Genomic DNA, 22571 nt, shown 5'->3' on the forward strand with positions numbered 1-22571 from the left:
CTTACCCGGCACACAACGGACAGGGGGCGGTAGCCCGGCTAAGCGCAGCGCCAGCCGGGAAACTGCAGCTTTATTTAATGTAGGTAAAGGCGGTGGTCACCCGGGATACGCCGCTTACCCGGCTGGCAATATCCGCCGCCGCCCGGCCTTCGCGGTCGGTCACCAGCCCCATCAGGAAGACTTCGCTGTTTTCCGTGGTTACTTTCACGTTCGAGGATTTGACCTGATCGGTGCTCAGGAGCTGCGAACGCACCTTGGTGGTAATCCAGGTATCAGACGAGGCGGTGCCTAAACCAATCGGCTGGCCCTGGCGCACTTCATTAAACACTTCCGTGGTCCCTTCCACGCCCATGGCGATTTGCTTGGCGCGCGCGGAGAGGTCCGGCGTCGGCGACTGGCCGGTCAGCAGAACTTTGCCCTGATAAGCGGTGACGTTGATACGGGCCTGTTTCTTAATCTGTTCATCTTTCGACAAGGCGCTATTGACGCGCAGTTCCAGGGTACTGTCATCGACCTGGGTTCCCACCGTACGCGGGTCCGTTGCGGCTTTGGTGCCGACTGCTGCCGTTCCGACTACCGCGGCGGCAACGCAGCCCTGCAGCAGTAGTGCAGAAAGCAGGATGGCGAGGGGCGAGAGAGCCTTCATGTGTTCTCCTTAATCGTCCTGGTGTGGAAAAAGAGTGTTATCTATCAAATCGCACAGACAGTTGACGGTCAGCATGTGCATCTCCTGGATACGCGCGCTGCGATGGGAGGGGATGCGGATTTCGACATCCTGTTGACCTAACAGGCCCGCCAGCTCACCGCCGTCATAGCCGGTTAACGCGACGATGGTCATGTCGCGGGTCACGGCGGCTTCCACCGCCTTGACGATGTCCCGACTGTTTCCGCGCGTAGAGATCGCCAGCAGCACATCGCCGGCGTGTCCCAGGGCGCGCACCTGCTTGGCGTAGATCTCGTCATGCAAGCGATCGTTAGCGATGGCGGTTAAGACCACATTATCGGTATTTAGTGCAATGGCAGGTAAACCAGGGCGTTCCGTTTCAAAGCGATTAATCATGCTGGCAGCAAAATGCTGTGCGTTGGCGGCGGAGGTGCCATTACCACAACAGAGGATTTTGTTGCCGTTAAGCAGGGACTGGACGAGCGTCATCGCCGCCCGGGAGATGGCGTCCGGGAGTGCTTCCGCTGCGGCAATTTGGGTTTGAATGCTTTCGGTAAAGCAGGCTTTGATTCTGTCGAGCACGGGATCCCTTACTTCTGGTATTACGCTATTCGCCAAAGGCGTTTTTTAGCCATTGGATGTCGTTTCCGGTGAAGGCTACCACATCGAAACGGCAATCCACAGTCTCAAAGCTCCCATTCTGTCGGCAGAGCCACAAACGGGCGGCTTTAAGCAGTCGTTGTTGTTTTTGCGGAGTGACGCTGGCCGCCGCATCACCGTACCGGGCGCTACGGCGGTAGCGCACTTCGATAAAAACGGTGACCGTGCCGTCGCGCATGATAAGGTCAATTTCGCCGCCACGCTCGCGGGCATTGGCGGCGATAAAACGCAGGCCCTGGCCTTCCAGCCAGCGGCGCGCCTGGTTTTCCCAGGCATCGCCGGTCTGTTTGCTTAGCTGGCCGGAACGATTTTTCCCTGCTGGTACTTGAGCCATGACAGTTTCCTGTTAATCACGCAATCCTGGTTGGCCGTCAGATCGCCGGTATTGCCGTTCAGCTCGAAGCCAGGCGTCTGGCGCATTTGCGTGAAGTGATTTGCCAGTGACCAGGCGTCAGCGCCCATGGCATACAGACGCGCCAGCGAGTAGTCATTACGCACCGCGGACAGCGCCTGCTGCATTAGCGACGGATTGCTGCCGGCCAGCATTGGGATCTCACTATACTGCAAGCCTTCCATCTCCAGACGGAAATCCGGCCCCGCGGTGCCCTGGGCGCTGCGCGAGCTGGCGTACAGGGTGACATTGCTCTGGCTGCCGTTGCGCATGGCGATCATCGGTTTGATATAGGCAATCTGTTCCGGGGTGGCGAGGATATAGGCCGCATCGACGCTGCCGCCGCTGCTTACCGGCATCTCATCCGCACTGCCGAGGATGCTGTTCTGCGCTGATGGCAGGGTGGAGACCGGGGTGCCGCTCAGCGCAATGCCCCCGCCGCCGTTCACGCCGGCGCGCAGCTCGGCCGTGGATCCAAAACGCTGCTGCAGGACGCTGGCGCCGCCCAGCTTCAGCCACTCGTCGGCAAAAGCGCTAACTACACGATCGCCCAGCGCGCCGCGCGGAACCAGCAGCAGCGGGGTCTGTTTCCCCTGTTGGTGGATATGTCGGGCGGCGTCACGCGCTTCGTCTTCCGGAGAAAGCGCGAAATAGCAGAGGTTAGCGCGGCTTTCGACTTTTTCCGGCTGGTTGAGGGCCAGCACATTGAGCGGCGTGTTGCTCTTGATAACCTCTTCAACGTTTTCTTTCAGCAACGGCCCAACCACCAGGGTGGCGCCATCCTGCTGCGCCTGGGCGAGCAGCTGGCTTATCGGCTGGCTGGTGGTGTCGTAAATTTTCAGTTCCGCAGAAGGGTTGGCGGCGGTTGCGACCACGGGCTGCGGCTGTGCGGCCGGCGCGGTAACCGGCTGGGTGGCCGGGGAAGCGGTAGTCTGCGGCGTGGTGGATGTTGCCGGCGCCTGGGCTGCCGGTTCCGCAGCAGGCGCTGCCTGGTCCTGCGTCGGGGCCTGAACCGGATCCGCGCGGCTTCCGGTGGCGGTAAGATCGCTGATTTCTGCCTGCGACGGACTCACCACATCATCATTACCGGAGACATTCGCCGCCTGGGCGACCTGGGCGGGAACCGCGCTGCCCGTCACCGACGGCGCGCCGTTTTTGGCGGCTTCAAAGCCCTGCTGGATTGTGCGGCCGAAGATCGACGCCTGACCGTTCAGCGGCAGAAAAAGCGCAATCTTGTTGATGGACGCAGGCTTATAGTTTTGCATATTCACAAGCGCCGTCGGCAGCATTTTAGCGCCCGGGTTTTGCGGATAGCGCGTCTGCCAGTCTTTAACGCCCGCTTTCAGTAGCGTCGGATCGTTGCGGTTGTCAAACCACATCCGCTGCAGATCCAGCCAGCCCTGGAGGATATTTTCATCGGCGTTGATCACCAGCGCATTGGCCTGGTCCTGGGGCATCGAGGTGAGTGCTTGCCAGGTCGCATCAATATTTTTCTGACGCTGTTTGGCGTCACTCAGCAGCGGCTGCTGGGCGATTAAGGCGCGCAGCAGGGTCAGCGATGGTTTGCCCTGGCTGGCATCGATTTGCGCCTGCCAGTAGCGCGCCTGTTGAGGCTGCTCAAGGCTTGTCGGATCGATCTTAGCCAGCAGATTACGGGCGGCCTGATAATCGTTCTGCGCCAGCTTCACTTCCACCGCCAGCAGCGACTGTTCACGGGCCTGAGTGCTGTTCAGGTTCGCCGGCAGCTGGTTAAACAGGTCGATAGCCTGCTGCTTCTTCCCTTCCTGCAGTAGTGCACGAATGGCGAGTAATTGCCAGTTGGTCTTGCTATCATTCGTGCTTTGCTGCATCTGCTGTAAGTAGAAACTGGAGTTGGCCTGCGACGTACCCTGCATAAACGCCGCGCTTTGATCCTGCGTGTGGGTGCCGCAGCCAGCAAAAATAAGAGTCGCCAGCAATACGGGCAGGCAGCGCGCGGGCTTAGAACGAAGAAATGTTGACGGTACCATAAGTGTCCAGTGATATTTTTTTGGCTCAATGCTCAATATTAAATCGGCAATACGGACGAGACAATGAAACAACACGAATCAGCGGATAATTCTCAGGGGCAGCTCTATATTGTGCCCACTCCGATAGGAAATCTGTCTGATATCACGCAGCGTGCACTGGAAGTGCTGCAAGCCGTTGATTTAATTGCAGCGGAAGATACCCGTCATACCGGTTTGCTGCTGCAACATTTTGCGATAAACGCCCGTTTGTTTGCGCTTCACGACCATAATGAGCAGCAAAAGGCGGAAACCCTGCTTGCCAAACTGAAAGAAGGGCAAAACATCGCGCTGGTTTCCGATGCCGGCACGCCGCTGATTAACGATCCTGGTTACCATCTGGTGCGCACCTGCCGCGAAGCGAATATTCGCGTGGTGCCGCTGCCGGGCCCCTGTGCGGCTATCGCCGCCCTGAGCGCCGCCGGCCTGCCTTCCGACCGTTTCTGTTATGAAGGCTTCCTGCCGGCGAAATCGAAAGGCCGCCGCGATACCCTGAAAGCGCTGGAAGAAGAGCCGCGCACCCTTATTTTCTATGAGTCGACCCACCGTCTGGTGGAGAGTCTGGAGGATATCTGCGCGGTACTGGGAGAATCCCGCTATGTGGTGCTGGCTCGTGAGCTGACCAAAACCTGGGAGTCGATCCATGGCGCGCCGATTGGTGAGCTGGTGGCGTGGGTGAAGGAAGATGAAAACCGTCGCAAAGGCGAGATGGTGCTGATCGTCGAAGGTTTCAAGGCTCAGGAAGAGGCGCTGCCGGCGGCCGCGCTGCGTACTCTGGCGCTGCTGCAGGCGGAGCTGCCGCTGAAGAAAGCCGCCGCGCTGGCCGCGGAAATCCACGGCGTGAAGAAAAACGCGTTGTATAAGTACGCCCTGGAGCAGCAGGGGGAGTAAACGATGAGCCGTTACCAACCGCCGTTTAGCATCACACCCTCGGTCCTCAACCTTGTCGTTGAGATTGGGGAATTGCTTGGGCATTGGTCGGCGAAACGTGGACAAGCATCGCCGTTGCTGCGTAAAGAAAACCGCATTCGTACTATTCAGGCGTCACTCGCGATTGAACATAATAGCCTGAGCATGGAACAGGTAACGGCGCTGCTGGAAGGCAAACGGGTTCTGGCGCCGGCTAAGGATATTCAGGAAGTGAGAAATGCCATTCGTGCTTATGAATTAATGCCCGGATGGCATGCGGCAAACATTAGCGATCTTCTGACGGCGCATAAAACGCTGATGACCGGGCTGGTTGATCGTCCAGGCGCTTTACGTGGCGGAAACGTCGGCATTTATCGCGGTACGCAGGTGATACATATGGCTCCGCCTGCTGCCCAGGTCCCAAGATTGATCGCTGATTTACTCAGTTGGCTGGAACACACCGAGCTACATCCTTTAATTGCCAGTTCAGTTTTTCACTACGAGTTTGAGTTCATTCACCCTTTCGCTGATGGCAATGGTCGGATGGGGCGTTTATGGCAGACGTTGATTCTAAGCCAGTGGCGTCAGGAATTGGCCTGGCTGCCGGTTGAAACGCTGATCCACCATCAGCAAGAACGTTATTACGACATTTTAGGTGCTTGTGATAAAACCAGTGATTGCACGCTATTCGTGACCTGGATGTTGCAAAATATCCTGGCGGCGCTGAAAGAAGGTCTGGAAACTTCATTCATCGTGTCGGAAGAAATGTCGGAAGAAATGTCGGAAGAAATCGACGTCAAATTAGCCCCACCGGAAAACGCAATTTTGCGTTTGCTAACCGAAAAGCCGGAATTAACGGCGAGAGCGCTGGCGGAGATCTTGGGGATATCAGCACGTACGGTTGAGCGTCATCTGCAAGGGCTACAGGCGAAAGGGAGATTGATTCGCATAGGCGCTAAAAAAGGTGGAAGCTGGCTGGTTAAGTAGAACCAGCCGCCATGATGTTCCACTCAGCGTGCAATTACACTATCTTCAGTTCCACCTTTTTGCTGCTTAACGCTGCACGGTCATTTTCACTAATGCCGTCGTCGGTGATCACGCAGTCTATCTTTTCCATCGGCAGTACCTGGTTAAAGCCCCGGCGATTGAATTTGCTGGCGTCGAGCACGGCGATCACCTGATGCGCGGCGGCGGCCATCACGCTGCTGATGGAGTAGCCTTCGTTAAAGGTGGTGATGCCATTGGTGGCGTCGATACCGTCGGCGCCGACAAACATCAAATCGGCGCAAATACCTTGCAGCGAACGTTCGGCAATCGTGCCGTGCATCGAATGCGTTTTGTGCCGCACGGTACCGCCGCACACCACCAGGGTGATATCTTTATTTTCTGCCAGAGTAAACGCGGCGGGCAGGCTGTTGGTGATGACGGTGATATTGGTCATCCGTACTAATGCTTCGGCGATAAGAAGAGTGGTGCTACCGCTATCGAGGATCACCGTCATACCTTCACGGATCATCGCTGCCGCGGCATGGGCGATGCGCTTTTTGGGATCGCTGGCAAGCTGATAGCGGTCTTCAAGCACCACTTCCTGATTCTCGGCGTCGGTCAGGTCGCTACCCGCACGGGCGGCGCCGCCGTGAAAACGGGTTAACAGTCCTTTTTCTTCCAGTAAGCGGAGATCGGCGCGGATCGTTACCTCAGAGATGCCAAAGAGATTCGAAAGGTCTAGAACCAATACGCTACCCTGCGTATTCACCATATCGACAATTTTGTTCCTTCGTTCAAATGAGTTCATCTTGATTTGCCTGATAATTAACTCATCTCAGTGTAATCGAAGGGTAACGAAAGGTGAACGATAATTTTCGAAAGGTTGGATGAGCCAGCGCTGATGGCTGGCTCGGGCGGTCAAGAGAGTTTGAGCAGGATTTTGCCTTGCATTGGCGCGCCGTTGAGCGCCTGCACTGCACGAGCGAAGCTTTCTGCGTCGCCACGATGGGCGATCAGCGGCGCCAGCTGCAGGCGTTTTTCAGTCAGCAGACGGGTGGCCGTTTGCCACTCTTCTCCCGGCCACGGGCCAGAGTAGTTCATCCAGCTACCCACAATATTCAACTCCTTACGCAGAATCTGCCCGAAGGTGGCTGCCGGGAGGGTTAAATCGTGATGAAGCGTGCCAACCAACGCCAGCTGCGCCCGCGGACCGGCGGCCTCAATCGCCAGCGCGACGGTCTGCGGCGTACCGGCGGTCTCGAGGACTAACTGGTCGAGCTGAATGGATTCCAGCGCCTGCTGAATCGCCTGGCCGCTCATCTCGCGACTGTTGAACACATGGGTTGCGCCGAGGGTTTTGGCCAGCTCCAGCTTCTGCGGATTGATATCGATCGCCGTGACGCTGTTGGCGCCCAGTTCGCGGGCGCACTGTAGCGCCAGCAGGCCGATGGTGCCGGCGCCGATAATAATCACGTTTTTACCTTCACAGCCCTGCGCCAGATGAAAAGCGTGCAGGCCAACGGTTATCGGTTCGATAAACGCGCCATCATCAATTGGCATCTGGTCCGGCAGGCGGAACAGGTTGGCGCGCTTTACCACCACATATTCGGCGTTGCCGCCTTCGCTGCGTGAGCCGACGAACTGATACTGTTTACATAAAGAGAAATACTCGCGCTGGCATTGCGGGCACTGGAAGCAAGGCAGCAGCGGCACGCAGGCGACGGCATCGCCGGGCTGCAGGTCGGTTACCGCCGCGCCGTAGGATTCCACATAACCGCTGAATTCGTGCCCCAGCGTAATAGGGTAGTAATGCGCCCCTTTGGCGAAAATGCGCGGGATATCGGAGCCGCATAACCCGGAACTGACCACTTTGACCAGGACATCGTTTTCCGTTTGCAGCGTGGGGATAGGGCGTTCTTCAACGCAGACGTTCCCCTCAGCATGGATTACCACTGATTTCATAACATTCTCCAGCTATAAGATTCAGGGGAGCGAACGCTCCCCTTTTAGATCAAGACATGCCTGTACTTTGTTGCGGGGCAGCGCTTTTTTCTGCTTTTTCCGCGGCGATGAAGCCGCGAGCGCGACGCCAGGTCAGTAGAACGCCGGCCAGATAGATGATGCCGATGACCGCGAAGCCAACCACATTTTGCCAGGTAAAGAGCTGGATCAGCAGCCAGGTAATCGGCGAACCACCCTGGTCCATTGAGGCCACCATGCCGCCGGCTTTCAGGGCCCCGGCGTTTGCCGCCAGCTGGGTGTGCAGGCCAATGGTCTGGGTGGCGATCCACAGGGTGATTCCCATAATGATGACCCCGGAAATCAACGTGCGGAACAGATTGCCCTGATGTACAGCCACTGCCATCGCTACGAAGAAGCCGATGGTGGCCAGGTCACCAAATGGCAGAACCTGGTTGCCAGGGACCACGACGGCGATAAGAATGGTCAGCGGGATGAAAATCAGGCTGGCCGAGACTACCGAGGTATGACCGAGCAGCAGCGCCGGATCGAGACCAATCAGGAATTCCTGGCCGCCGAATTTAGCCTGCAGACGTTTACGCGCCTGTTTGGCTATCGGGGTGAGGCCATCCATAATCGGTTTGATCACCCGGGGCATCAGCAGCATCACCGCTGCGGTTTTCACCGCCAGCTGAAGAATGCCCTTCAGGTCGTAACCCGCCAGCGCGCCAATCACCAGCCCCATGACGAAGCCAACGGTAACCGGTTCACCGAAGGGGCCGAAGCGTTTCTGAATGTCATCGGCGCTAAAGTGAATACGGTTAAGACCGGGGATCTTGTCGATGATGGTATCCACGAGGACGGCAACCGGCCCTAAATACGCCGAACTGCCGTGCGGGATCGCAATACCCTCGAGGCCGAAGAAATCGCGGGTATCTTTGGCAAACCAATCGCCCAACTTATACACAAAAGCAGCATGCACCACCACGCCGAGAATACCTATCCAGTACGACCCGGTCGCGATATGCAGCATTGCGCCGGTAAAGGTCATATGCCAGATGTTCCAGATATCAACATTCACCACGCGGGTCATACGGGTAACCAGCATCACGATATTGACCGCGATGGCCACCGGGATCGCCACCAGGGCGATTTGCGACGCCCAGGTCATCGGTGATGAACCCGGCCAACCGATGTCTATCACGTGAAGATTAATCTGGAAATGCTCCGCCATCGCCTTTGCCGCCGGGCCGATGGAGTCGAGCATCAGGCCAATGACCAGCCCGATGCCGACAAACCCGATCCCGATATGTAGACCGGATTTAAAACAATCCCCAAGCTTCATCCCCAGTAATTTGGAGAAGATAATGATCACGATCGGCAGCATCACCGTCGGACCGAGATCGAGGATATAACGCATGATTTCGCTAAACATGGCGTTTACTCCGCGAGGATGCCGAGGATTTTCTGTTGTAAGGCTTCAATGCCGACGCCCGAGACGAATGGCATGCCGTGCACCACCGGAATGTCGCCGAAGGTCCGCTCCACGCGCGCGGTGGTGCAGATCAGGTCCGCCCCGTCCATGTAGGTTTCGATTTCATTGACCCGGCACTGCACCAAATCCAGTTCAATATTGTGGTCTGCACACAGCTCTTTAATCTCTTCTGCCGCCATCGTGGAGGTGGCGACGGCACCGCCGCAGGCGACGATAACTTTACGTTTCATAGGGTACCCCTTTTATTATCAGTATCTTATGAAGCCACGGCGCTAAGCTCGGGCTCAAGGATTAATTGCTGGAACCGCACCGGCAGCCGATCGTCGGAAGCGGCGAGCAGTGCCTCCAGCGTGTGCGGATTTTGTAGCTCACTAAATAACCGGCGCAGCAGCTTCAGCTGTGCCGCCGGGTTTTCAACAATCAGCGCGATGATGAGCGAAACGTCGATTTCGCCGTCGTCGTCAGCGCGCTGAAAAGAGACCGGCATGTCCGGACGTATCAGGTAAATGGCCGGTGATTTCGCGTGGATCGCTTCGCAGTGCGGGATAGCGACAGCATGCTTCTCCAGGGCGATGCCGGTGGGAAAAGTCGCTTCGCGTTCGAGCAGGGCGGCGGGATAGCTGTCATGTACGACGCCTCGCGCCAGCATCTCTGCGCCAATGTGTTCCAGTGCCTGCTGACTGGAACTGAAATGAATGCCGGTACGAACAAACAGTTGACTCATATATCCTCTTAACTTCACGCGGTTTCAGAAGAACAGCCGTAGCGATAGGCACGCAGGACATCCTGGATTTTGTCGAGGATCAGCGCGTGCGGCTCGGCGTTCAGTTCATTCAGCGACAGTCGTTCAAACTGCACCGGCATATACTGGCTGATAAGCCCCAGCGGTAGCTTAGCGTCGGTCAGATTAGCGATAAGTTTCTCAACGCTTTGGCGAATACGCGGATGCGGCCAGTAATAACGGATACGATCGGAAAGGCTGAAGTGGATATCGACCATCGCCTGGCTCCAGGTGGGGCGATAGTATTTTTTCCAGTAGCCGGGTTCGTTAAGCATCACTTCGTCGATCACCTCCATCACGCGACTGCGAGACTCCGGGGCGATCAGCTCATTTTCCATTTGGGCGAGGGCAAAGATGGCTTCACGCAGGGCAAAGGTGAGCGCCGGGCCGACTTTCAGAATGGCGAAGTGGTCGCGGACCAGCGCACGATAAGCCTGGCGGGTTTGGTAGTCGGTAGAGTGCGCTTCGTAGACCATCGGGGTGCTTTCGATCCAGGCGGAGAGCGCTTTCGCTTCCTGCGGCTGGTAATGAATGATTTGCGTATGGTCGAACTCCACGCCGGGCTGCACGACGATGGCGATAACTCGCTCCAGCGCGGCGTCGAGCCCCAGCTTACGGAAGGCGGCTTCATGGGTTTCGAGCGTCGCGGCGGCATCCTGCGCCCGGGTGACATGTACGCTGCCGATGGTGCTGGCCTCGCCGCCGGGAACCGGAACTTCGGTCCCGATGACGTAGGTCAGGTGGCGCTTTTGCTCATCGCTGGCGGTCTCTTCGGCAGCCTGACACAGGCGAGCGGCGCGCTCAGCAACCACACCAGGATCCAGCGGCACCGGATCGTCAGCACAGGACATTGATGCATCGAGATGGATTTTACTAAAGCCGGCGGCGACGTAGGCTTTGATCAGGTCGATTGATTTTTCCATCGCCACGGCGGCCGGTTCGTCTTGCCAGCAGTTCGGTCCAAGATGGTCGCCGCCAAGAATAATGCGCTCCGCCGGAAAACCGACGGTACGCGCGATGTTGTAGACGAAGTCGCGGAAATCGGCCGGCTGCATGCCGGTGTAGCCACCAAACTGATTCACCTGGTTGGACGTCGCTTCGATCAGCACCTTATTGTTGGTCGACAGGTCGAAACGTAACGCCGCTTCGATAACCAGCGGATGCGCCGAACATACTGAACAGATGCCGATATGTTCGCCTGACTTATGGCGAGTGATAATGTCTTTCATTTACAACCTCCGTTTTCTTTCGAATATATTCGTTATGTTTTGTTTTGGTCGCAAATGGCTTTATTTTGATTTGTGATCTGCATCGATAAATAGTGTTGTAACGCAGTGAAAGGTAACGTCTTTCGAGACAAAAACGCCCTGACCAGGAAGACAGGGCGTTTTTAATTAATTGAAAATTAACTAAATATTCGGGATAGCCAGCTGCGTTTCGTTTTGACGGCTTCCTGGGAGACCTGCTGCGGCTGGGCGGCAATTTCGCCGAGACCGGCGTTAAAAGCGTCACCAATGGCTTTTAACGCCTGCTGCGCATCGTTGCCGCTGGCCATAAAGTGCAGACGATGACCCTGTTTGGCGCCCAGCGATACGACGCGCATCAGATTCTTGGCATCAACAATGGCGGAGCGCGTATCAAGGTTTTCGACCCGGATTTGCGATCGCCACTGCTTGACGGCTTTCACCAGCACCGCGCTGGGACGGGCATGTAGCCCGTGCGGATTACGCAGGGTAAAGGTGGCCTCTTCGTCAAATTGCGGCGCGGGTTGTGGTTCTTCGCCTGCTGGCAGAGGAATGTCGCCGGCGAGAATTTCCAGCACCGCCTGGGGGGTATCAGCGCGCGTCAGCGCCTCAGGTACTCGATCATCGCCCAGAGCATGGGTGAGCTGGCGCAAAATATCGAGATGCTCATTGTCCTGAGCCGCGATACCGACAATCAGATAGGCGGTTTGCTCCTCACCCCAGTCAACCCCCTGCGGACAAGCCAGCACCTTAACGCCCGTTTTAAGCACTGCGTCGCGACTGTGCGGCGTACCGTGGGGAATGGCAATGCCGTTGCCCAGATAGGTGCTGATTTGCCCCTCGCGCTCGCGCATGCCTTGTAGATAGTCTGCCCGCGTATGTCCGGCATGGGTTAGGGCTGCAACGACACGCTGTAGCGCCTCGTCTTTTGTTTTGACCTGACGATCGAAACAAATATCGGCAGAAGTTAGTTGCATAGCTTGCTCCTTATTTCATGGCGCCAGCAAGAGCTGTCGCTTTGTTAGTGCGTTTTTGCCACAGCCGCCAGCATCCCAGCATAAGTGCCCCGCAGGCGGAACCGGCGAGAATGCACAGCACCCACATCAACGGTTTACTGACCAGCGGCAGGATTAAGAAGCCGCCGTGCGGTGCCGGAACCTGAATATGCAGGCTGTAGCTGAGTACCGCAGAAATTGAGGAGGCGATCATCATCATCGGGATCACCCGCAGCGGATCCTTGGCGGCAAAGGGAATCGCACCTTCGGTAATGTGCGTACAGCCGAGGATATAGTTGACCATCCCGGCGGCGCGTTCCTCCTCGCTAAAGCCTTTCGGAAAGAACGTGGTCGCCAGAGCGATGACCAGCGGCGGCGTGATGCAGGCGGCAGATACACCGGCCATAAAAAAGTAGTTACCTTGACCCAGCAGCAACGTACCGGTGACATAGGCCGCTTTGTTGACCGGCCCGCCGAAGTCGAAGGAGCACATTGAGCCTACCACGATCCCCAGCAGGATCGGGTTGGCTTCCTGTAAAGAGCTGAGCCAGTTCATCATGCCATTGTTGATCGCTGCCACCGGCTGGCCGAGCAGGACCATCATCACGCCGATCACCAGGACGCCTATCAGCGGCATAATAAAGATCGACTTCAGCCCTTCGTACTGGCGCGGCAGACCGTCGAGCAGATGACGGATCAGCAGCATAAAATACCCGGCGGCAAAACCGGCGATGATCCCACCGAGGAATCCGGCGCCTGTGGCGTTCGCCAGCAGACCGCCGACAAAACCGGCAACCATGCCAGGGCGGCCAGATATCGACCAGGCAATGTAGGCGGTAAACACCGGCACCATGATCGAGAACGCCTGCTGACCGACTTTCATCAGCGTGGCGGCAATCACGTTATACTGCGGTGAATTCGGGTCGGCGGAGTAGATACCCCATAAGAAAGAAACAGCGATTAAGATCCCGCCGGCGACAACGAACGGTAGCATGTTGGAAACGCCGCTCATCAGATGTTTGTAAATCTGTCGGCCGAACGATTCTCGCTCATATTTCTCGTCTGGATCCGTTGCCGCGGAGAATCCCTGACGACGCGGCGCCTGACCGTTAACGACTTTATTAATTAATTCCGCCGGATGGTGAATGGCTTCTTTAACCGGCACCTCAATAACCGGTAAACCATTAAAACGTTCGGCATTAACATCTTTATCGGCAGCGATAATCACGCCATAAATATCCTTCAGGTCTTCCGGCGTAATGGCGTTTTCTACGCCGGAAGCGCCATTGGTTTCGACTTTTATTTCAACATTTAATTTTTTCGCTGCGGTTTTTAAGGCCTCTTCAGCCATAAATGTATGAGCAATACCTGTAGGGCAGCCGGTCACGGCAATAATTTTTTTCATAATCGGACCTTTATAATTGGACGATCTGAAGTTGTTGTAATAATTCTTGCGTACGGTTTAATTTACCCAGCCCGGCGGAGGCGGCCACATCAGCGCCGGTGGCGCTGGCCAGCGCCAGGGCCTGGGGAATATCGTCTGTGTTAAGCCAATGGCTGAGGAATGCACCCAGCGCGGCATCGCCGGCGCAGGCCGAGCTGACCAGTTCGATTTTCGGTGCCGAGCAGAACCACAGTTGCGCGCCGTTCGAAAAATAGAGCCCTTGCGCGCCAAGGGTCAGCAGAACATTGCGAGCCCCGAGCTGGTGGAGCGTTTGCATTGCTTCGCGTACCCGCCGGGGGCTGCTGACATCCAGACCAAAGATCTCTTTCAGCTCGTCGTCATTGGGCTTAATCAATAGCGGACGCCACTCCAACAGCTGGCGCAGCACCGGGTGGCTGATATCTAAGATGACTTCACACCCTTTTTGCTGACACAGCACCAGAATCTCGCTATAAAACCGGCTCTCTATTCCCGGTGGCAGACTGCCGCTGATAACTAAATAATCACCAGGCGCGACGCACTGTAAATGATGAAGAATTTGTTCTTTTCCTTCATCGTCAATCCGCGCGCCGGGATTTACCAGTTTGTATTCATCGCTGCCGTCGTTAATAAAAATATTAATACGGGTGGGTTCAGCGACCCATGCCGGCGTGACGTTAATATGCTGTTTGCGTAGTTCCTCAACGATATAGCGGCCGGTAAAACCGCCGAATATGCCCATGACATGGGTTGGCTGCTGGTAATGATGTAATACCAGCGAGACGTTAACCCCTTTACCATTCGGGCAATATTCCGTCTGCCGGGTGCGGTTGACTGCCGCCGGCTGGAGCGGATCGCAAAAGATATTCATATCAATCGCGGTATTCAGTGTCAGGGTGTGGATCACGACAAGGCTCCTTCGATCCGCTGATTACAGTTGTCCTTCGCAGCCACAAACGTGAATCACTTTGCGAACGACCTCTTTCATTGCCGCTTTCGCCGGTTTCATATAGTGGCGAGGATCGTTGGCGCCCGGATTTTCCAGGAAGTAGGCTTTCAGCGCATCCGAGAAAGCAATTTTTAGTTCGGTGGCGACGTTGACTTTGCAGACGCCCAGAGAAATGGCGCGGCGAATATCACTATCCGGCAGGCCGGAAGCGCCATGCAGGACCAGCGGAACGTCAACGCGGTCGCGAATAGCCGCCAGGCGCTCAAAATCAAGCTTCGGTTCGGCGGTGTAAAGGCCATGCGCGGTACCGATGGCAACGGCCAGCGAATCAATACCGGTACGAGCGACAAATTCGCGGGCCTGTTCGGGGTTGGTATAGAGCGCATCTTTAGCATCGACCACCAGATCGTCTTCTACCCCGCCCAGACGGCCCAGCTCGGCTTCTACGCTGGCATCATAGCGGTGGCTCAACTCCACCACGCTTTTTACCAGCGCCACGTTCTCTTCGAACGGCGAGTGAGAGCCATCGATCATGACCGAGCGGATCCCTGCCTGGACTTTGCGCGTGATATCAGCCAGATCCTCATGATGATCGAGGTGCAGAGCGAGCGGGAGATCCCACTTTTTCGCCAGATCGCTGGCGATCGCTACCACGTTGCCGGTGCCGGCATAGCTATAGGTACCGGGCGTGCCGGCAAGGATCAGGGGGGAGCGTAGCTCAGCTGCCGTTTCAACGACGACCTGCATGGTTTCGAGGTTATGGATATTGAAAGCCGGCACGGCATAACCCTGTCGTTGAGCTTTCAACAGCATGTTTTTACTGGAAATGATGTACATTTTAGTCCTCTACTTTCAAGTTGTAAGTTATTTGTCTCTAATAACCTTCAATTTGAAAGTAATGTAACGATCGTCTCGGCTTTTAGGTGTGATCAACCGCACACAATGATGAATTGATTTTTAAAATGAAAGTTAATAATATTTTTAATGTTTCTTTTTTAAAGTTTTCGCCGGGAAGGTGTGCTTTTGTAACAATATGATTATTATTGATTATTTTATTTATGGCGGAGTGGGTATACAGCCGCGGTTTGACATTGCACCAGGGAAATTTAAAAATGAAAGTTATTCCAGGAGAAAATAATAAGGCATAAACCGTGGCAAAACCGTCAACCAGCCTGCTGAAAAGGCGCTTGGACATCGCAGAGATCGTTCGTAAGAACGGCGAGATCAAAGTCGACGATCTGGCAGAAATGCTGGCTGTTTCCGGGGTGACAATCCGTAACGATCTCAACTACCTCGAGCAGCAGGGCTACTTGAAACGCTCTTTTGGCGGGGCGATTTATACCGCCCAGGCTGGCGCGCCGGTTGCGATGACCCGAGAAGCGCCTGCCGTCAGAGATAAAGCGCTGGAGACGGAAATGGCTCGCCAGGTGGCGGCGCAGATAGAAAATGGCGAAACGCTGTTTCTAGGCCAGGGTTCCATTTTGCGTAAAGTGATCCCCTTTCTGGCCAACAGAGAAGAGCTTTGCCTGCTATTAAATGATCTGGGCCACGTCGCGCTGGCGCAGGAGTTTTTAAATGGGGAAACCGTTCTGCTTGGCGGGGTGTTGTCCGGTCAGGGGCGGATTGTGGAGGGCGAACTGGCGCTGAAGGCGTTGGGTCATTACCGCCCTTCACGTGCGCTGATAGCGGTGGACCACATTGCTGAAGACGGCACGCTAAGCGTGCGTAACGAGGTTACGGCACATTTGTTAAGCGAAGCGGTGGCCCAGAGTAAACGAGTCATTGCGATTGTCGCTTCCCGGCCGGTCTATGGCGAGAAACGTTATGCTGTGGGTGAATTACAGCAGATCAGCAGCGTCGTGACCCCTCAGGTCGTCGCGGCAGAGTACCATGCCTGCTTCCTCGCCGCGGGTTTGACCAACAGCTATACCAACAATGAATGCCTGACATGGCTCAACACGGCTTTGCATAAGACAAACCAGGAGCGGTGATGAACGTAACCATTTGCACCATCGGCGAGCTGCTGGTGGAGTTTCTCGCCAAGGAAGAGAATCAGGGGTTTTCCCGTCCCGGTGAATTTTGGGGGCCCTATCCCAGCGGGGCGCCGGCAATATTTGCCGATCAGGTGGCAAAGCTGGGTTTCGGCTCCGTGTTGTTTAGCTGTGTGGGCAACGACGCATTTGGCGAGATGAATATTGCGCGGCTGGAGAAAGACGGCGTCAACGTCAACGGCATCGCTATGCTGCAGAAAGCGACTACCGGTAGCGCCTTCGTCAGCTATCGTAGCCAGGCGCAGCGCGATTTTATTTTTAATATGCCTAACAGCGCCTGCGGTCTGCTGACTGCCGACCACATTGACGAAGCGTTGCTAAATCAGTGTCAGCATTTTCATATTATGGGGTCATCGCTATTCTCGTTCCGTATTATCGATGCGATGCGTAAAGCGATTGAAAACATTAAAGGCCGCAGCGGCACAGTATCGTTCGACCCAAATATTCGCAAAGAGATGCTGAACATCCCGGAGATGTCGCAGGCCTTTGAATATATCCTCGACTACACCGATATCTTCCTGCCGAGCGATGGCGAGCTGGATTACTTTGGTCTCAATCCGGAACGCAATGAGCAGGTCCTGGTTGATAAGCTACTGAAACGCGGCGTGAAGCATGTGGTGATTAAACGCGGGCCGCGTGGCGCAAGCTACTTTAGCGCCAACGAGACGCACCATGTCGCCGGCTTCAGCGTGCCGGTGGTGGATCCGACAGGTGCCGGGGATTGCTTTGGCGCCACTTTTGTTAGTCTGTTCCTCAATGGCGCCACGCCCCGGGAGGCGCTGAGATGGGCAAACGCCAGCGGCTCGCTGGCGATTAGCCAACGCGGCCCCATGGAAGGCACCTCGACGCAGGCGGAGATCAGCGCTTTTCTTGCCGCCCAGCATCCCTAACCAACAAGCCCGGATAGATCCGGGCTAAAAGTGGTTAAATCCTTACGCTCTCGATCAGGTTACCGGCGCCGGGTTAAATACCGCCAGCTGGTTGTGCAGGCCCCATTGATCGGAGAAGGTTTTTTTGCGTCCGCTGGCGACGTCGAGAATAAATTCGAACAGCTTCCGCCCGACATCCTCAATCGTCTCTTCGCCAGTGGCGATGGTCCCGGCGTTAATGTCCATTAAGTCATACCAGCGGTTGGCCAGCTCGGTACGGGTCGCCATTTTTATCACCGGTACCGCCATCAGCCCGTACGGCGTACCGCGACCGGTGGTGAATACCTGCACCGTGATGCCAGAGGCTACCTGCTGGGTGCCGCAGACAAAATCGCTGGCGGGGGTTGCGGCGTAAATGAGGCCGCGTTTGGTCGGACGCTGCCCCGGAGAGAGCACCTCAACGATGGCGCTTTTCCCTGATTTGGCAATCGACCCCAGCGCTTTTTCCACCACGTTGGCCAGACCGCCTTTCTTGTTGCCGGGGGAGGGGTTAGCGCTGCGGTCGGTTTTGCCCATATCAAGATAGTTATCGTACCAGGCCATCTCTTCCAGCAGACGTTTACCGACCTCTTCGTTAATCGCCCGCGGGGTCAACAGATGAATGGCGTCGCGTACTTCGGTCACTTCCGAGAACATCACCGTCGCCCCGCAGCGCACCAGCAGGTCGGACGCGTAACCTACCGCCGGGTTGGCGGTCACGCCTGAAAAGGCGTCGCTGCCGCCGCACTGCATCCCGACCACCAGCTCAGAGGCCGGGCAGGTTTCCCGCTGGCGCTGGTTCAGTTTCGCCAGGTGGCGCTCGGCGACCTGCAGAATGTCATCGACCATCGATTTAAAACCAACATGCTTTTCATCCTGCAGGCTGACGATGCTGGCGCTGTCCACCGGGATACTTTTGACGTCTTCCGTGCCCTGCAGCAGGCGTTCCGGCTGCAGCTTCTCACAGCCGAGGCCAATGACCATCACCTCGCCGCCGAAGTTTGGGTTGAGGGCGATATTATGAATGGTGCGAATCGGCACTACCGCCGCCGGCGCATTAATCGCCACGCCGCAGCCGTAGAGATGATTCAGGCCCACCACGCCATCGACGTTGGGATAGTTTGGCAGCAGGTCGCGTTCAATGATTTTCACCACGTAATCGACCACGCCAGCGACGCAGTGCACGCTGGTGGTAATACCCAGCAGATTCTTGGTACCCACGCTGCCGTCAGCATTGCGGTAGCCTTCGAAGGTGTAACCTTCCAGCGGCGGTAGCGGTTCAGGCACTTTAGTGGCCAGCGGCAGGGTATTCAGCGGCGGGGCGGTGGGCAGCTCCACCAGCGACTCGTCAATCCAGCTTCCCTGCGGGATATCGCGTACGGCATAGCCAATGACTTCGCCGTAGCGGATGATTTCACCATGGGCGGGGATATCCACCAGGGCAACTTTGTGACCCTGCGGGATATGCTCGACGAGCGTCAGGCCGTCCGGGAAACGCGTTCCGGCGGTTAAGCCGCGATCGTTGACAATAATCGCCACATTATCTGTCGGGTCAACTTTAATATAAAACGCGGTCGGCGATTGTTGTCGAATTGCAATGTCAGCCATTGTCCAGTCATCTCCAAACAGGTGCTAATAATAAAATAAAACGCTAATTCATTTGCTACATATCAGTATGATGGAATAAAGGATGTCAGCTGAGTTGATTTTAAAATGTGATCGGCATCACTCCTTTTTATGACGCTAACCTCTGCAGGACAGGCAATCGTAAGAAGTGTGGATTAGCGCCCATGACTTATGGCATAAGCACAATTATGGCTTTAAATAATAACTTTATATTGTGGGTATGCATAGTGTCTGGCGGGGGCGTGCTGATTATACTGAGTCATGTTTTTGAGGTGATCGATATGCGAATAGACAGTTTCAATATCGTCTTTTAAATAAATCAGAAACCACTTAAAACAATTATAAAAGGTATTCTGTGCCCGAGGAATGTCTAAATGATTTTGGATTCTACATTAGATGAAAAAAAAGGAATACCGACCCGCTATTTAATTCTGTTGATGATATTTGTGGTGACGGCAGTGAACTATGGCGACCGCGCGACCTTGTCTATCGCCGGTACTGAAGTCGCGAAAGAGCTGGGGCTCAGCGCGGTGTCGATGGGATACATTTTTTCCGCCTTCGGCTGGGCTTATCTGCTGATGCAGATCCCTGGCGGCTGGCTGCTGGATAAATTTGGCTCGAAAAAGGTTTATTCATACAGTCTGTTTTTCTGGTCACTGTTTACCTTCCTGCAAGGCTTTATTGATGTGTTCCCGCTCGCCTGGGCCGGGGTCTCCATGTTCTTTATGCGTTTTATGCTGGGCTTTTCCGAAGCGCCCTCGTTTCCCGCCAACGCCCGCATTGTGGCGGCCTGGTTTCCGGCCAAAGAGCGGGGTACGGCTTCAGCTATCTTTAATGCCGCTCAGTACTTCTCGCTGGCTCTGTTCTCGCCGCTGCTCGGCTGGCTGACCTTCGCGCTGGGCTGGGAACATGTCTTTACCGTGATGGGGATAATAGGGTTTGTGCTCACCATCATCTGGGTGAAGTTTGTGCATAACCCCACCGATCATCCGCGAATGTCGGCCGCGGAGCTGAAATATATCTCAGAAGGCGGCGCAGTGGTCGATATGGACCATAAAAAAGAGGCCACCCCGGCGGCCGGGCCGAAGATGGACTATATCCGCCAGTTGCTGACTAACCGAATGATGTTAGGCGTATTTTTCGGTCAGTATTTCCTGAATACCATTACATGGTTCTTCCTGACGTGGTTTCCGATCTACCTCGTGCAGGACAAGGGAATGTCGATTCTGAAAGTGGGGTTTGTGGCTTCGATTCCGGCGCTGTTTGGCTTTGCTGGCGGCGTACTGGGCGGGCTGTTTTCGGATTATCTGATTGGCCGCGGCTGCACGCTGACTTTTGCGCGTAAGCTGCCCATTGTGCTGGGAATGCTGCTGGCGTCGTCCATCATCCTGTGTAACTACACGGCCAGCACGCCGCTGGTCATTACGCTGATGGCGCTGGCGTTCTTTGGCAAAGGCTTTGGCGCGCTGGGCTGGCCGGTCATCTCGGATGTCGCGCCGAAGGAGATTGTTGGCCTGTGCGGCGGGGTATTCAACGTCTTTGGCAATGTGGCCTCGATCGCCACGCCGCTGGTTATTGGCTACATCGTGAGCGAACTGCACTCATTTAATGGCGCACTGATTTTTGTTGGCGGCTCCGCGCTGATGATGATGGTCTGCTACCTGTTTGTGGTTGGCGATATCAAACGTATGGAATTGCAGAAGTAAGCAACGATTAACGCAAGGTAAAAATCATGGATAACGCAATTTTTCCGAACAAATTTAAGGCCGCGCTGGCGGCGCATCAGGTGCAGATTGGCTGCTGGTGCGCTTTGGCTAACCCGATTAGCACCGAGGTGCTGGGTCTGGCGGGGTTCGACTGGCTGGTGCTGGACGCGGAACACGCGCCAAACGACGTCACCACGCTCATTCCGCAGCTGATGGCCCTGAAAGGTAGCTCCAGCGCGCAGGTAGTCCGTGTGCCGACCAATGAACCCATCATCATCAAGCGCATGCTGGACATCGGCTTCTATAACTTCCTGGTGCCGTTTGTCGAGACGGCTGAACAGGCGGCGCAGGCGGTGGCTTCGACCCGTTATCCGCCGGAAGGGATCCGCGGGGTCTCCGTTTCCCACCGCGGCAATATGTTTGGCACCGTGCCGGACTACTTCGCCCAGTCCAACAAGAACATTTCCATTCTGGTGCAGATTGAGAGCCAGACCGGAGTGGACAACGTCGAGGCGATTGCCGCGACCGAGGGCGTGGACGGTGTGTTTGTCGGCCCGAGCGACCTGGCCGCCGCCTTAGGCCATTTGGGCAATGCCTCCCATCCTGAGGTGCAGCGCGCTATCCAACATATCTTCGCCAGCGCGAAGAAGCACGGTAAGCCAAGCGGCATTCTGGCGCCAGTGGAAGCCGATGCGCGCCGCTATCTGGAATGGGGCGCGACCTTCGTCGCCGTTGGCAGCGATCTGGGCGTCTTCCGTTCTGCAACCCAGAAACTTGCCGACGCGTTTAAAAAATAATCACCAGGATGAAGAGAGAGAACATTATGACAATCAAAGTAGGTTTTATCGGTCTTGGCATTATGGGCAAACCGATGAGCAAAAATTTGCTGAAAGCAGGTTACTCGCTGGTGGTGTCTGACCGTAACCCGGAAGCGATTGCCGACGTGATCGCCGCTGGCGCTGAGACCGCGACGACGCCGAAAGCGATTGCCGAACAGTGCGAGGTGATCATCACCATGCTGCCGAACTCTCCGCATGTTAAAGAGGTGGCGCTGGGTGAAAACGGCATTATTGAAGGGGCGAAACCGGGCACTGTGGTGATCGATATGAGCTCCATTGCGCCGCTGGCGAGTCGGGAAATCAGCGAAGCGCTGAAAGCCAAAGGTATTGATATGCTGGATGCGCCGGTGAGCGGCGGCGAACCGAAAGCCATCGACGGCACGCTGTCGGTCATGGTCGGCGGCGATAAAGCGATCTTCGATAAATACTACGATCTGATGAAAGCGATGGCCGGCTCCGTAGTGCATACCGGCGATATTGGCGCGGGCAACGTCACCAAACTGGCTAACCAGGTGATTGTCGCGCTGAACATCGCGGCGATGTCTGAAGCGCTGACCCTGGCGACTAAAGCCGGCGTCAATCCGGATCTGGTTTATCAGGCTATTCGCGGCGGTCTGGCGGGCAGTACCGTGCTGGATGCCAAAGCCCCGATGGTGATGGACCGTAACTTCAAACCGGGTTTCCGTATCGACCTGCATATTAAAGATCTGGCCAATGCGTTGGATACCTCACACGGCGTGGGCGCCCAACTGCCGCTGACGGCGGCGGTGATGGAGATGATGCAGGCGCTGCGCGCGGACGGTCTCGGCACTGCAGACCATAGCGCGCTGGCGTGCTATTACGAAAAACTGGCGAAAGTGGAAGTCACTCGCTAACAAGAAGGGCGCCCTGCGCGCCCTGTTATGCTTGCCTTGCGCGGCGCTGTCAGGCTACAAAATT

The 22571-nt window shown here is 55.9% G+C and carries 22 protein-coding genes; 7 read left to right on the forward strand and 15 right to left on the reverse strand.

Features of this window, described 5'->3' with window-relative positions; translation table 11 throughout:
* Positions 1-70: 70 nt before the first annotated feature.
* Genes dolP through AB1E37_RS02800 form a run of 4 tightly spaced genes read right to left on the reverse strand, consistent with a single transcriptional unit; the run spans position 71 to position 3724 of the window.
* Entirely contained in the window at positions 71-646 is a 576-nt protein-coding gene (gene dolP / locus AB1E37_RS02785) for a division/outer membrane stress-associated lipid-binding lipoprotein (protein WP_002918214.1), read from the reverse strand.
* A gap of 9 nt (positions 647-655) precedes the next feature.
* Positions 656-1246, reverse strand: a complete 591-nt coding sequence (diaA, locus tag AB1E37_RS02790; RefSeq protein WP_002918211.1) for a DnaA initiator-associating protein DiaA — start codon at positions 1244-1246, stop codon at positions 656-658.
* A gap of 25 nt (positions 1247-1271) precedes the next feature.
* Complete coding sequence (locus tag AB1E37_RS02795; RefSeq protein WP_002918206.1) at positions 1272-1658, reverse strand: YraN family protein; 387 nt, start codon at positions 1656-1658, stop codon at positions 1272-1274.
* Positions 1616-3724 carry a penicillin-binding protein activator gene (locus AB1E37_RS02800; RefSeq protein WP_032448137.1) on the reverse strand — a complete coding sequence of 703 codons (2109 nt, stop codon included), beginning with the start codon at positions 3722-3724 and terminating at the stop codon, positions 1616-1618. Before AB1E37_RS02800 ends, AB1E37_RS02795 begins: the two co-directional genes overlap by 43 nt.
* Positions 3725-3787: 63 nt before the next feature.
* Here AB1E37_RS02800 and rsmI point away from each other — a divergent pair, with 63 nt between their 5' ends.
* Both rsmI and AB1E37_RS02810 read left to right on the forward strand, forming a co-directional pair.
* The gene (gene rsmI, locus AB1E37_RS02805) at positions 3788-4651 is read left to right on the forward strand and encodes a 16S rRNA (cytidine(1402)-2'-O)-methyltransferase (RefSeq protein WP_004144878.1); all 864 of its coding nucleotides are present in this window, start codon (positions 3788-3790) and stop codon (positions 4649-4651) included.
* A 114-nt stretch (positions 4652-4765) separates the two neighbouring features.
* Entirely contained in the window at positions 4766-5656 is an 891-nt protein-coding gene (locus tag AB1E37_RS02810) for a Fic family protein (RefSeq protein ID WP_004150941.1), read from the forward strand.
* 34 nt (positions 5657-5690) lie between these two features.
* Here the strand turns inward: AB1E37_RS02810 and AB1E37_RS02815 are convergent, their stop codons facing one another.
* The 10 genes from AB1E37_RS02815 to AB1E37_RS02860 form a co-directional block, all read right to left on the reverse strand.
* Positions 5691-6464: a DeoR/GlpR family DNA-binding transcription regulator gene (locus tag AB1E37_RS02815; protein WP_002918124.1), complete on the reverse strand. Its 774-nt coding sequence runs from the start codon at positions 6462-6464 to the stop codon at positions 5691-5693.
* Positions 6465-6574: 110 nt separating this feature from the next.
* Positions 6575-7618: a galactitol-1-phosphate 5-dehydrogenase gene (gatD, locus tag AB1E37_RS02820; protein ID WP_032448135.1), complete on the reverse strand. Its 1044-nt coding sequence runs from the start codon at positions 7616-7618 to the stop codon at positions 6575-6577.
* Positions 7619-7667: 49 nt separating this feature from the next.
* A complete protein-coding gene (locus AB1E37_RS02825; RefSeq protein WP_002918121.1) occupies positions 7668-9050 on the reverse strand; it encodes a galactitol-specific PTS transporter subunit IIC in 1383 nt (460 codons plus the stop codon).
* A 5-nt stretch (positions 9051-9055) separates the two neighbouring features.
* Positions 9056-9340 (reverse strand): PTS galactitol transporter subunit IIB, encoded by a 285-nt coding sequence (gene gatB, locus AB1E37_RS02830; RefSeq protein WP_002918119.1) that lies wholly within the window; start codon positions 9338-9340, stop codon positions 9056-9058.
* 26 nt (positions 9341-9366) lie between these two features.
* Positions 9367-9834 (reverse strand): PTS galactitol transporter subunit IIA, encoded by a 468-nt coding sequence (gatA, locus tag AB1E37_RS02835; RefSeq protein ID WP_002918116.1) that lies wholly within the window; start codon positions 9832-9834, stop codon positions 9367-9369.
* A 14-nt stretch (positions 9835-9848) separates the two neighbouring features.
* On the reverse strand, positions 9849-11120 hold the full coding sequence (gene gatZ, locus AB1E37_RS02840; protein WP_002918071.1) for a tagatose-bisphosphate aldolase subunit GatZ: 1272 nt from the start codon (positions 11118-11120) through the stop codon (positions 9849-9851).
* A gap of 176 nt (positions 11121-11296) precedes the next feature.
* Entirely contained in the window at positions 11297-12112 is an 816-nt protein-coding gene (locus tag AB1E37_RS02845) for an HPr family phosphocarrier protein (protein WP_002918068.1), read from the reverse strand.
* Between the two features lie 10 nt (positions 12113-12122).
* Positions 12123-13535 (reverse strand): PTS fructose transporter subunit IIC, encoded by a 1413-nt coding sequence (locus AB1E37_RS02850; RefSeq protein ID WP_117116847.1) that lies wholly within the window; start codon positions 13533-13535, stop codon positions 12123-12125.
* A gap of 10 nt (positions 13536-13545) precedes the next feature.
* Entirely contained in the window at positions 13546-14460 is a 915-nt protein-coding gene (pfkB, locus tag AB1E37_RS02855) for a 1-phosphofructokinase (protein WP_002917970.1), read from the reverse strand.
* A gap of 24 nt (positions 14461-14484) precedes the next feature.
* Positions 14485-15339 carry a tagatose bisphosphate family class II aldolase gene (locus AB1E37_RS02860; RefSeq protein WP_050485662.1) on the reverse strand — a complete coding sequence of 285 codons (855 nt, stop codon included), beginning with the start codon at positions 15337-15339 and terminating at the stop codon, positions 14485-14487.
* Positions 15340-15689: 350 nt separating this feature from the next.
* On the opposite strand from AB1E37_RS02860, the gene AB1E37_RS02865 reads away from it, so the two are divergent.
* Together AB1E37_RS02865 and AB1E37_RS02870 are read left to right on the forward strand one after the other, a co-directional pair.
* The gene (locus AB1E37_RS02865; protein WP_004218217.1) at positions 15690-16493 is read left to right on the forward strand and encodes a DeoR/GlpR family DNA-binding transcription regulator; all 804 of its coding nucleotides are present in this window, start codon (positions 15690-15692) and stop codon (positions 16491-16493) included.
* Positions 16493-17443 (forward strand): sugar kinase, encoded by a 951-nt coding sequence (locus AB1E37_RS02870; RefSeq protein ID WP_002917963.1) that lies wholly within the window; start codon positions 16493-16495, stop codon positions 17441-17443. Before AB1E37_RS02865 ends, AB1E37_RS02870 begins: the two co-directional genes overlap by 1 nt.
* 54 nt (positions 17444-17497) lie before the next feature.
* Here AB1E37_RS02870 and garD read toward each other — a convergent pair whose 3' ends face one another.
* Positions 17498-19069, reverse strand: a complete 1572-nt coding sequence (gene garD / locus AB1E37_RS02875; protein WP_002917960.1) for a galactarate dehydratase — start codon at positions 19067-19069, stop codon at positions 17498-17500.
* Between the two features lie 392 nt (positions 19070-19461).
* Between garD and AB1E37_RS02880 the strand changes: the two genes are divergently transcribed.
* From AB1E37_RS02880 to garR, 3 genes are read left to right on the forward strand one after another with little or no spacing between them, the layout of a single operon-like run.
* Entirely contained in the window at positions 19462-20793 is a 1332-nt protein-coding gene (locus AB1E37_RS02880) for an MFS transporter (protein ID WP_004149911.1), read from the forward strand.
* A gap of 26 nt (positions 20794-20819) precedes the next feature.
* The gene (gene garL, locus AB1E37_RS02885) at positions 20820-21590 is read left to right on the forward strand and encodes a 2-dehydro-3-deoxyglucarate aldolase (RefSeq protein ID WP_004144873.1); all 771 of its coding nucleotides are present in this window, start codon (positions 20820-20822) and stop codon (positions 21588-21590) included.
* A 26-nt stretch (positions 21591-21616) separates the two neighbouring features.
* Complete coding sequence (garR, locus tag AB1E37_RS02890; RefSeq protein WP_002917952.1) at positions 21617-22507, forward strand: 2-hydroxy-3-oxopropionate reductase; 891 nt, start codon at positions 21617-21619, stop codon at positions 22505-22507.
* Positions 22508-22571: the final 64 nt, after the last annotated feature.

The sequence above is a fragment of the Klebsiella sp. Shm-1 genome, assembly GCF_040804525.1.
GTDB lineage: Bacteria > Pseudomonadota > Gammaproteobacteria > Enterobacterales > Enterobacteriaceae > Klebsiella > Klebsiella pneumoniae.

Excerpts from the sequence above, each read along its gene's own strand:
- dolP (WP_002918214.1), bottom strand. The coding sequence starts at position 646 with ATGAAGGCTCTCTCGCCCCTCGCCATCCTGCTTTCTGCACTACTGCTG.
- AB1E37_RS02795 (WP_002918206.1), bottom strand. The coding sequence starts at position 1,658 with ATGGCTCAAGTACCAGCAGGGAAAAATCGTTCCGGCCAGCTAAGCAAA.
- AB1E37_RS02800 (WP_032448137.1), bottom strand. The coding sequence starts at position 3,724 with ATGGTACCGTCAACATTTCTTCGTTCTAAGCCCGCGCGCTGCCTGCCC.
- rsmI (WP_004144878.1), top strand. The coding sequence starts at position 3,788 with ATGAAACAACACGAATCAGCGGATAATTCTCAGGGGCAGCTCTATATT.
- AB1E37_RS02815 (WP_002918124.1), bottom strand. The coding sequence starts at position 6,464 with ATGAACTCATTTGAACGAAGGAACAAAATTGTCGATATGGTGAATACG.
- gatD (WP_032448135.1), bottom strand. The coding sequence starts at position 7,618 with ATGAAATCAGTGGTAATCCATGCTGAGGGGAACGTCTGCGTTGAAGAA.
- AB1E37_RS02825 (WP_002918121.1), bottom strand. The coding sequence starts at position 9,050 with ATGTTTAGCGAAATCATGCGTTATATCCTCGATCTCGGTCCGACGGTG.
- gatB (WP_002918119.1), bottom strand. The coding sequence starts at position 9,340 with ATGAAACGTAAAGTTATCGTCGCCTGCGGCGGTGCCGTCGCCACCTCC.
- gatA (WP_002918116.1), bottom strand. The coding sequence starts at position 9,834 with ATGAGTCAACTGTTTGTTCGTACCGGCATTCATTTCAGTTCCAGTCAG.
- gatZ (WP_002918071.1), bottom strand. The coding sequence starts at position 11,120 with ATGAAAGACATTATCACTCGCCATAAGTCAGGCGAACATATCGGCATC.
- AB1E37_RS02845 (WP_002918068.1), bottom strand. The coding sequence starts at position 12,112 with ATGCAACTAACTTCTGCCGATATTTGTTTCGATCGTCAGGTCAAAACA.
- AB1E37_RS02850 (WP_117116847.1), bottom strand. The coding sequence starts at position 13,535 with ATGAAAAAAATTATTGCCGTGACCGGCTGCCCTACAGGTATTGCTCAT.
- AB1E37_RS02860 (WP_050485662.1), bottom strand. The coding sequence starts at position 15,339 with ATGTACATCATTTCCAGTAAAAACATGCTGTTGAAAGCTCAACGACAG.
- AB1E37_RS02870 (WP_002917963.1), top strand. The coding sequence starts at position 16,493 with ATGAACGTAACCATTTGCACCATCGGCGAGCTGCTGGTGGAGTTTCTC.
- garD (WP_002917960.1), bottom strand. The coding sequence starts at position 19,069 with ATGGCTGACATTGCAATTCGACAACAATCGCCGACCGCGTTTTATATT.
- AB1E37_RS02880 (WP_004149911.1), top strand. The coding sequence starts at position 19,462 with ATGATTTTGGATTCTACATTAGATGAAAAAAAAGGAATACCGACCCGC.
- garL (WP_004144873.1), top strand. The coding sequence starts at position 20,820 with ATGGATAACGCAATTTTTCCGAACAAATTTAAGGCCGCGCTGGCGGCG.
- garR (WP_002917952.1), top strand. The coding sequence starts at position 21,617 with ATGACAATCAAAGTAGGTTTTATCGGTCTTGGCATTATGGGCAAACCG.